Origin of the sequence: Acinetobacter sp. UBA5934, from assembly GCF_002430855.1 — a bacterium.
In the GTDB taxonomy this organism is placed as follows: Bacteria; Pseudomonadota; Gammaproteobacteria; order Pseudomonadales; family Moraxellaceae; genus Acinetobacter.
The window spans coordinates 18177-27123 of sequence record NZ_DJDC01000189.1; the positions used below are offsets into that span (position 1 = coordinate 18177).

Annotated in this window: 9 protein-coding genes and 1 pseudogene; 2 read left to right on the plus strand and 8 right to left on the minus strand. The window is 44.5% G+C overall.

All coding sequences use genetic code 11. The features are described from left to right. The 7 genes and pseudogenes from B2Y23_RS13880 to hcaE all read right to left on the minus strand — a co-directional run. Positions 1–148: pseudogene (locus B2Y23_RS13880) on the minus strand (EamA family transporter); the annotation flags it as partial. Positions 149–503: 355 nt separating this feature from the next. Next, a complete protein-coding gene (hcaD, locus tag B2Y23_RS13885; protein WP_291371454.1) occupies positions 504–1736 on the minus strand; it encodes a 3-phenylpropionate/cinnamic acid dioxygenase ferredoxin--NAD(+) reductase subunit in 1233 nt (410 codons plus the stop codon). Positions 1737–1747: 11 nt separating this feature from the next. Beyond that, positions 1748–2710, minus strand: coding sequence for a 3-carboxyethylcatechol 2,3-dioxygenase (locus tag B2Y23_RS13890; protein ID WP_291355579.1), 963 nt, complete (start codon positions 2708–2710; stop codon positions 1748–1750). Between the two features lie 70 nt (positions 2711–2780). Further along, positions 2781–3596: a 3-phenylpropionate-dihydrodiol/cinnamic acid-dihydrodiol dehydrogenase gene (hcaB, locus tag B2Y23_RS13895; protein ID WP_092819094.1), complete on the minus strand. Its 816-nt coding sequence runs from the start codon at positions 3594–3596 to the stop codon at positions 2781–2783. A 2-nt stretch (positions 3597–3598) separates the two neighbouring features. Then, positions 3599–3925 carry a 3-phenylpropionate/cinnamic acid dioxygenase ferredoxin subunit gene (hcaC, locus tag B2Y23_RS13900; RefSeq protein ID WP_067722172.1) on the minus strand — a complete coding sequence of 109 codons (327 nt, stop codon included), beginning with the start codon at positions 3923–3925 and terminating at the stop codon, positions 3599–3601. Beyond that, complete coding sequence (gene hcaF / locus B2Y23_RS13905) at positions 3925–4443, minus strand: 3-phenylpropionate/cinnamic acid dioxygenase subunit beta (protein ID WP_291371456.1); 519 nt, start codon at positions 4441–4443, stop codon at positions 3925–3927. The genes hcaC and hcaF overlap by 1 nt, the downstream gene beginning before the upstream one ends. Next, the gene (gene hcaE, locus B2Y23_RS13910) at positions 4440–5807 is read right to left on the minus strand and encodes a 3-phenylpropionate/cinnamic acid dioxygenase subunit alpha (protein WP_291371458.1); all 1368 of its coding nucleotides are present in this window, start codon (positions 5805–5807) and stop codon (positions 4440–4442) included. Before hcaE ends, hcaF begins: the two co-directional genes overlap by 4 nt. A gap of 282 nt (positions 5808–6089) precedes the next feature. On the opposite strand from hcaE, the gene hcaR reads away from it, so the two are divergent. Together hcaR and B2Y23_RS13920 are read left to right on the plus strand one after the other, a co-directional pair. Further along, entirely contained in the window at positions 6090–6989 is a 900-nt protein-coding gene (gene hcaR / locus B2Y23_RS13915) for a DNA-binding transcriptional regulator HcaR (RefSeq protein WP_291371460.1), read from the plus strand. Between the two features lie 285 nt (positions 6990–7274). After that, on the plus strand, positions 7275–7949 hold the full coding sequence (locus tag B2Y23_RS13920; protein ID WP_291371462.1) for a DUF1345 domain-containing protein: 675 nt from the start codon (positions 7275–7277) through the stop codon (positions 7947–7949). A 57-nt stretch (positions 7950–8006) separates the two neighbouring features. Here the strand turns inward: B2Y23_RS13920 and B2Y23_RS13925 are convergent, their stop codons facing one another. Next, a complete protein-coding gene (locus B2Y23_RS13925) occupies positions 8007–8864 on the minus strand; it encodes an alpha/beta fold hydrolase (protein ID WP_291355591.1) in 858 nt (285 codons plus the stop codon). Between the last annotated feature and the right edge of the window lie 83 nt (positions 8865–8947).

Here is an 8947-nt window from a genome sequence, read left to right on the forward strand (position 1 = left end):
CGATAATGGATGCGCCAAAATAACGGATGATCAGCACCCACATCGGGTGAATCTCCTGCACGCTCCAGACAATCGCCAGCGGAGTCATCGCCCAGATAAGTACCAGTAAAGCGTAAATACTTGCCGTGACCGGCAATGATGATTTCATTTCATTCTCAAATTTGATTGTTCTAACTACTCAACCTGAAACCCACTATTCAGGTCTGGAGCTACTCGCACAGCTAGTGACTAATAAAGTTTAAGACAAACTATTGTCCTTCCCTTTATCGACTACATTGGAGGCGGCATGGATGCCGCCGCTAAACTGGGATATATGGACATATCCTCAGTTTAGCAAAAGATTTTTGTCACTTTTGATCTCTCAAAAGTGAGGCATTACCTACGCAAAGTAATACAAACCAAAACTGAAACTTGAGGTAGTGATCATATAGATAATATTCGATAAACATAAAAAAACAGACCTATGCAAAACATAGGTCTGTCCAAAGATATCTCAACAAAACTTAAGCAATTTTGCGTAAGTCTTGCGCGATATCCAAATGTTTTTCAGCATCAAAAACAGTATTTTTGCTGATCATTTTTTTCAAATGACGCATTTCTTTTGCTGCATTTACAGTAATCCCGGCAACGATCTGACCATCAGTCACACCGTACATTACGAATGAATTGTCTGCACCTTTGGCTGCATTCATTTCACCACGGATCTGCCACTCAGCTGCCGCCATATCACCAACAAACTGGAAGTTGATATTCAGCTGATCGGTCCAGAACCAGGCCGGATTGGCTTTCGGATGTTCAACGCCCATCACGTGACGTGCGAAAATGCCTGCTTGCAGGTTAGCATTTTCCCAGGTTTCAACGCGGCGGTGATTGCCACAGTCACGTAATTGAGTCGCAACATCGCCTGCTGCATAAATGTCAGCATTCGAGGTTTGGCAATGTTCATTGACTTTAATCGCAACATCAACATCCAAACCGGCATCTACTGCAAGTTGTGCGTTCGGCACGATCCCGATCCCGTAAACCACAGCATCGGCACGAAGTTCTTCACCACTCTCAAGGGTAACCACAACTTCTTCGCCCTCTAAACGGCAATCTGCAATTGCAGTTGACAAACGGACATCCACACCATTTTGACGATGCTGCTCAAGCAGGAATTCACTCAAGATACGTGGTGAACAACGGCCCATCACCATAGGACCCATTTCAATCACAGTCACCTGACAGTCTTTGAATCGTGCAGAAGATGCCAGCTCAAGACCAATCACACCACCACCAATCAGAATCAAACGACGGCCCGGTTGAAGCACAGGAACCAGCGCTTGAGAATCTTCAAGGTTACGTAGCGTATAAACGTGTTTGCCTAAAGCATCGAAGTTCGGTAAACGGCGTGCTGCACCACCAGTGGCAAGAAGCAACTTGTCGTAGGCAATTACGTCGCCATTTTTAAGTTCGACCGTTTTCGCGTCGGCATTGATTTTCACCACGCCATTACCGCGAATATGCTCAACGCCTAAATCTGCCAGTTTTTGTTCTGACAGAATTTCGATTTTGGTGTCTTCAGGCTTGAGAATCACGTCTTTAGACAAAGGCGGACGTTCATAAGGCAGATGTGTTTCATCACCCACCAAAATGATTTTGCCTTCGTATTTGTTGGCACGGAGTTCTAAAATGGCGCTAGCACCAGCTTGACCAGCACCGACGATAACGATGGTTTCGATAGCATTTTGGCTCATGGGTTTCATCCTTATTTCAATTCTGCAGATACGATGCCGAAGCCCGCAATCCACTCACTAATGTCTTCGTAGCAGTGAGTTGTCATTTCGTACTCACCCACTTCATGTAATGCAGCAAATGCAGCCATCCAGGAACGGACTTCCTGACCGCCGCGACCACCTTCAACACGAATTTCAGCTTCAGTCATTGCTTCAATGGCGGCAAAGTCTGCTTTGGCAAAGGTTTCCAGTAATGCCCGATCCCACTCAGGGTTCAACGGCACAGCAACAGATTTATCACCCGCAGCCAATTTTTGACCTACAGCAATAATCTTGGACTGACGTGCGTTACGTGCTTCAGCAGTTGGGTTACGCCCTGCAATTAGGAACTCTTCCACTTCTGGTGGAACCGAACCCATTTGCGGTGTAGGTGGATCATGTGACAAACCACCGGTACCTAAAACAAGTACACGCTCATTTTCAAGGTTTAAAGACTTGATGAACTGACCAACTGCACGACCCAAAGCCACAGTACGCTTGGTGGTTGGCATCGGTGCTGCAGCACCATTGATAAATACGGGAATGGTTGGGTAACGATCCAACTGACCGCCACACAAGAAGTGTAAAGGCTGAGTCACACCATGGTCGGCTTGCATACGGTATGAGTACGCAACATCGACACCTTCATCCAGCACGCGACGAACCAGATTCAGCGCTGTTTCTTCAGGTACATTAATTTTGGCATTGTCTTTACCGTAGTCCCAATCGCCTGCTGCGGTAGCACGAATGCCGACACAGAAACTTGGCATCAGGTCATAGAAGAAGCCATTAAAATGGTCAGGACCAAAAGTGATGATCAGGGTTGGGTCGTAAGCTTTGACTTCCGCAGCAAGCTTTTCAAACGCATCACGAACAGCTTGTTCTTGACGTTGTTCTTGCGGTGAAGCAAATTCCATTAATGGGCTGTGCGAAGCACAAATAAGTTTAACGGCCATGAGAGACTCCAGAACGGAAGGTAGCCCAGAACAGGCTACCGAGTAAGTCCATTACATTTCAGACTGAATTTTATTCGTCAAAGAAACCTGCACGTGGCTGACGTAAACCACGAATACCCAGACCACATTCAGCGTTAATTAAAACACCGGTCAAAGGACGGTTGTTTTGACGAGATGCCAACAGCACGTATGAACCAGTCATATCTTCCGGTTCAGGCAAGAAGTTCAGTGGCATGCCACGTGCAATTTTCTCAGGATCACGCGCATCAAGCAGACCAAGATTTTCCTGACCCAGTGATGCCGCACCTTTGATATTGACATTCATACCTGATGGCGCAACCGCGTTCACTCGTACTTTAGGCGCAAGCTCATAAGCCAGTTCTTTCATAATCCCGACACCGGCATGCTTGGATGCTGTGTATACAGGGCCTCCGCCTGCCGAGTACAGCGCAGAATTAGACAAAGTAAATATGATAGAACCTTCAGAAGCTATCAATGCATCCAGCGCAGCCTTCGCACCAAGAATTAAAGACTTGGTGTTAATGCCCATAATCTCGTCAAAGGCTTTTTCCAGCTGCTCACCAGAGGTATTGACGATATCAGCATAGTGATCCCAGATACCGGCATTACCGACGAAACAGTCAAGTTTGCCGAAGCGCTCAACTGTCGCATTAACTGCGCGGACGTTGTCTTCATAGCTGGCTACGTCACCGGCAATTGCTAAAACCCGATCACCGAAATGTTCTTTCAATGCATCAACTTTAGCCTGTGAACGCTGCAATACTGCAACTTGCGCACCCTCTTCAAGGAAACGCTCAACCAGTGCCCAGCCGAGTCCTGAACCACCACCCGTGATAAGTGCAACTTCGCCTTGTAGCCAACCCATGATTACTCTCCTGCCATCTCTACAAATAACTGACCATCTTCAACAATCACCGGGAAAGTTTTGATTGGATCAGTTGCTGGTAAACATAATGCTTCACCAGTTTTCAAACAGAAACGTGCTGAATGGAGCGGGCACTCTACAGTACCGTCATCTTCCAGATAACCTTCTGACATAGAAGCGTTACCATGTGAACAACGGTCATTCATTGCAAAGAACTCACCGCCATTGTTGAACACTGCAAGCGCTTCAATACCATTCACGCCGCAATCTACTTTCAATGCTTCGCCTTCGTCTAATTCGTCAACTTGGCAAACAAAAATCTTATTCATTAGAAGAACACACTCAGGTTATGTGAGTTATAAGTCACCTGATCAAGGGTGATCTTACGGTTAAAGATCTGGAAACCTTGTTCAGTGTCGACTTTGCGGATCTTGTCGTGACGCTTACCACAGTAGATAGTGACATCTTTTTCTTTCTGGGTGCGGTACAACAAGTACGTTACGTAAACGTCGTATTCGCCTTCAACTTCCGTTGCCTCAACGATGATGTTAGACACCATATGAGTGGTACGTGAAGGAGGCTCTTCAGCCCAAGCCATACCGGTTTCCAGACGGGCAACACGGCGTTCCAGCAAATCTTTGGTATCGTTAAATACCCAAGTTGTCGGTGGCTCGATCGAACGGCGACGGTCACGAGTTTGAGCGTTTGGTGTCGTACGTAGCGTATAAGAAATATCTTCAGCCAGTACTGCTAACCAGTCGCGGAATTTCCAGTCGTCCAGCAATTTTGCTTCGCGATACAGGAACTGACTAATTTGGTGATGAAGTTCTAAACTGATCTGACTCATTTCATAAGCTCCTTCTCATATTCGTCAGCTGCTTTTTCCACGTCTTCCCATTTTTCATGGATCAATAAATCTGCCCAGCGGCGATACATGCCACGTGCTGCAGTTTCAGAGAAAATATAGTTGGTGATACCCGGAATGCCATCTTCACGTACTTTCTCGTTGCCTTTACCCATTTCCATGATCAAGCGGTTTTTACGCGCTTTGTAACCACGAAGCACTTTTTGGATTTCGATCCAGTTTTCAGAGTCATCTTGCTCAAGGAAACCGGCAGGACCGAAAGCACGTGTTGCAGAACGTTCAAAAGCTTCTTTCACTTCTTGAGACGCTTCAGCATCGGCAATACAGAATGCCCAAACTTCAGTTTTGTTTGGACCACGTGGGTGCCATACGCGAAGTGTTGCAGTACCGTTCAACCAAGACAATGTCGGGAACATGGTGTTGTGACCTGCAAGACGCAGTGCACGAACTTCACCCAGACGTTCTTTCACTTCTTCATACGTTTCACGGAAGTAGTTGGCAACTTCACCGTCAACCCATACGTTAGCGTCTGGTTTTTCTGTGAAGAAGAAGCCTGAACCGTGACCGCGTGAACCGTACTGGATCGCGTCTTTCGCTGTTTCCCAAACTGGACGAGCCGTTTGCGCAGCACCTAATTTTTTAGATGATTCGTCATCAGGTTTTGCACCAAGCACCTGGATTGCAGATGCGTGAGAGAACAAGGCGTGATATTGGTCAGATGCAAACTGTTCAGCAGCAAATTTCCAGTTACACTCGATTTCCCACTTGTGTACACCACCGATGATTTCAGTACCACCCGGACGACGGTCTAATACGCCATCGAGATACCATGCGATATCACCCATGTATTCTTCTAGATCTGGAGTGGTTTCATCCCAGCATCCGAAGATCAAGCCTTTGTATGACTTCACACGGTTCACTTCCACCAGACCCCATTGCTCTTTGCATGCGCCTTGCGGGAAAGCACGCTCTTCAAGCGGGATGTCTTTGAGTGAACCATCAATACCGTAAGACCAGCCGTGGTATGGGCAAGTGAATGCACGGGTATTACCACAGTCTGCGAAGCTCACACGCATAGAGCGGTGACGGCACTGGTTTAAGAATGCTTTGATTGAGCCATCTTTTTGGCGTGCCACAATGATTGGATCTTCACCCATATAGGTATTGAAGAAGTCACCAGCCTTAGGAATTTGGCTTTCATGACAAAGGAACAACCAAGTACGACCGAACACACGTTCAAGTTCTAATTCATATAGATCTGGGTCAGTATAGATCGACGGCGAGATACGTCCATTTTGTGCATCGACTAAAGCGTCGATTTCGCGCACATCAATTTTTCCACTCATGAAAAGCTCTCCTGTGACCAGTAATGGCACAAAGTAAATAGACTCAACTTTTCAGCGATAATGGATTTTTAGCCAGTTTTGGTGAAATATTTTTTTTGTTTCAATTAAGATATTTTATGGATTATTCAAAATGGTGCTTTATATATTTAAACACTAATAGAAAACGCAAGATCATTTATTTTCTAAATGACAGAATAATCTTCACCTAATAGTTGTTTATAGATTATACTGCTACAAAAATATAGTAAGACATTTTTTGGATTACTCTTTTGGACGAGTTATATGGAATTACGACACCTACGCTATTTTATCACCGTTGCAGAAGAACTTAACTTCAGTAAGGCTGCCTTAAAGCTTTATACCGCTCAGCCCTCTTTAAGCCAGCAAATTAAAGACCTGGAAGAAGATGTCGGGGTAAAACTGCTTTATCGCACCAAACGCAAGGTTGAGCTGACCGAAGAAGGTGCCGTATTTCTTGAACAAGCCCGTTTAACCCTGGCCCAGGCAGACAAAGCCATTGCCATGGCACGTCAGGTCTCACAAGCCAAACAGCAAATGCTGCGCATTGGGTTTGTGCCGGTTGCGGAAATGAAAATTTTCCCTTACGTACTGCCGAATTTACGCGTGCAAAATCCTGATTTAAAAATTGATTTGCTCAGCTTAAACAACAATGAACAAATGAAGTTGCTGAAAAAAGGCGAACTGGATGTCACCTTTACCCGACACAACTTTAACAGTGATGAAATTGAAAGCCTGTTCGTACTGCGCGAACCCTTGATCTTCATTTTGCCGGAAAACCATCCTTTGGCTAAATATGAGCGCATCCCGGTTAAGGAATTGAACGGCATCGATTTTATTATTCCTGCTGCGGAACAGTCTTTAACGCTGCATAATGCCATTATGGATTTTGCCCATGCCAACGGGATTGAATTCAATATTGTGCAAAAAGCCGACAACATCCTGTTTAATATCAATTCTGTAGGGATGGGCCTAGGCTGTACCATCCTGCCGGGTTATGTCGCCCCGCTGACCATGAACAATACTGTGATTCGTGCCTTGGATGTGGAACTGCCTTACCTTGACCTGTATGTGAGCTACCATAAAAACAGCAGTTCTGTCGCTGTGAAGAAATTTATTGAATTGCTGACCCATGTGTTTTATCTAAACATTAACCGCACTTAAAAAACTTTTTTTACACTTTTGCACTGAATTGAAGCCACCATTATTTTGCTAATAAATAATGGGGCTTTTTTTTATTTCAATTTGTGTATTTTTAACCCGGCTTAGACTTAAGTCTTACTCTTTTTTCATATCATTCCAGCAGTCTTGATAGGAAATAACTCATAACTTTTCTTTTCACTATTTATAACCAATACCTGATTAGCTAAAATTACAACTTAAGTCTAATAAATTTTCTACCAGCTTATTAAAATCTTAAAAAACAAGAACAACGATAAAGGCTTGAGTATTATGCATCTACTACTGCGTATAAAAACAGGAATTCAGCATCATCTTTATTTCTTTCTGACCTTTCCCGTAATTGCTGTGCTGTATCTTGGTTTTCAGTTAATGACCACCTGGCACTGGTCGACCTGTGTTTTACTGAGCTGGAATCTTACGATCTATAGTTATTTATTTTTCACCTTTAAAAAACTCTGGCACATTGACCATGCCCACATCCTGCAGCGGGCCAAACAGCAAGATGCCAGTAAATGGCTGATTCTTTTTCTGGTTCTGCTGACCTTAATTATTTGTTTCATTGCGATTATTATTGAAGTCAATAATTTGCCTAACAATACTGTAATTCGAACAGGTCATTTAATCTTATCCATGGTGACCATTACCTCGGCCTGGTTCCTGATGCATACCATTTTCGCGATTCATTATGCGCATGACTTCTATCTGGCATTAGACAGGCATAATGAAGGCGGGCTGGATTTTCCCAAAACCCCTAAACCGACTTATCCCGACTTTTTATATTTCAGCTATATCGTGGGAACTTCCGCACAAACGGCCGATGTTTCCATTACCCATTCCGCAATGCGAGTATTAAACACTTTGCACCTGCTTCTGGCCTATGGATTTAATACCACCATTCTGGCCATCACCATCAATGTGGCAGCCAACTTTATTAGCCCTTAATATGCCCATAAAAAAAGGATGACCGAAGTCACCCCTTTTATTCGCTATACGACGGGATTAAACGCCACGAGCAGTTAAATAGTTTTTAATGACAGTATTGAACTCTTCAGCTTTTTCAACTTGAGACCAGTGACCACATTGGCTGAAAATGTGCGCATCAGCATTTGGTACAATGTTCAAGATATCCCAAGTACGTGATACCGGAATCACCACGTCCTGAGTACCGTGAATTAACAGTACCGGCACAGTGATGTCTTTCATTTTTTCAAAGTCTAATGGGAATTCGAAACGGTCACGGTCACGTGCGCCAACAACGTCCATCAAACGATTCGATGCATAGTCATTTGCAGCAGAAGCAAAACGTACTTTCACCAGTTCATCAGTGATCAGGTCTTTGTTTACGACAAACATAGAAAGCGTTTTCTTGATGCCTTCTTCAGTCAATACCGGGTTCGCATGCGCTTTCAGTGCAGCAGTCTGTTTTGCACCGCCAGTACCCATAGACACGATGCCCAATACACGCTCAGGGTAATCAAGTACCATCTGGAATGCTAACCAGCCGCCCAAAGAGTTACCCACCAACCAGGTTTTTTCAATGCCAAGTGCATCTAAAGTACGAACCGCATGATCTACCCAAGCACGGATACCATAAGCAGTATTCGGAGCCACTACAGTTTGACCATAACCAATGGTATCAATCGCGATACAACGTGCCTGTTCACCAATTGATGGCAGGTTTAACCACCAGTTTGCAGCAGCAGATACACCGGTACCTGAACCATGCAAGAACAAAATTGGGGTACCTTCACCCACTTCGTGATAGTGAGTCAACTCACCTTCTGCTGTTTCAATCCATTTGTCTTCTAAGCCAAAGAATGGATCTGTTGTATATTCAGGGATTTGAACAGTGCTCATACATACTCCTCGTACAGTCTTTAGCTTGCGTTTCCATCTCTATTCAGAATTTAACGTCAAGTTGACTCGGTGAAATTTACTTT

What these genes read in the sequence shown, in the direction of transcription:
- hcaD (WP_291371454.1), bottom strand. Translation starts at nt 1,736, where the DNA reads ATGAGCCAAAATGCTATCGAAACCATCGTTATCGTCGGTGCTGGTCAA.
- hcaC (WP_067722172.1), bottom strand. Translation starts at nt 3,925, where the DNA reads ATGAATAAGATTTTTGTTTGCCAAGTTGACGAATTAGACGAAGGCGAA.
- hcaE (WP_291371458.1), bottom strand. Translation starts at nt 5,807, where the DNA reads ATGAGTGGAAAAATTGATGTGCGCGAAATCGACGCTTTAGTCGATGCA.
- hcaF (WP_291371456.1), bottom strand. Translation starts at nt 4,443, where the DNA reads ATGAGTCAGATCAGTTTAGAACTTCATCACCAAATTAGTCAGTTCCTG.
- B2Y23_RS13925 (WP_291355591.1), bottom strand. Translation starts at nt 8,864, where the DNA reads ATGAGCACTGTTCAAATCCCTGAATATACAACAGATCCATTCTTTGGC.
- B2Y23_RS13890 (WP_291355579.1), bottom strand. Translation starts at nt 2,710, where the DNA reads ATGGCCGTTAAACTTATTTGTGCTTCGCACAGCCCATTAATGGAATTT.
- hcaB (WP_092819094.1), bottom strand. Translation starts at nt 3,596, where the DNA reads ATGGGTTGGCTACAAGGCGAAGTTGCACTTATCACGGGTGGTGGTTCA.
- hcaR (WP_291371460.1), top strand. Translation starts at nt 6,090, where the DNA reads ATGGAATTACGACACCTACGCTATTTTATCACCGTTGCAGAAGAACTT.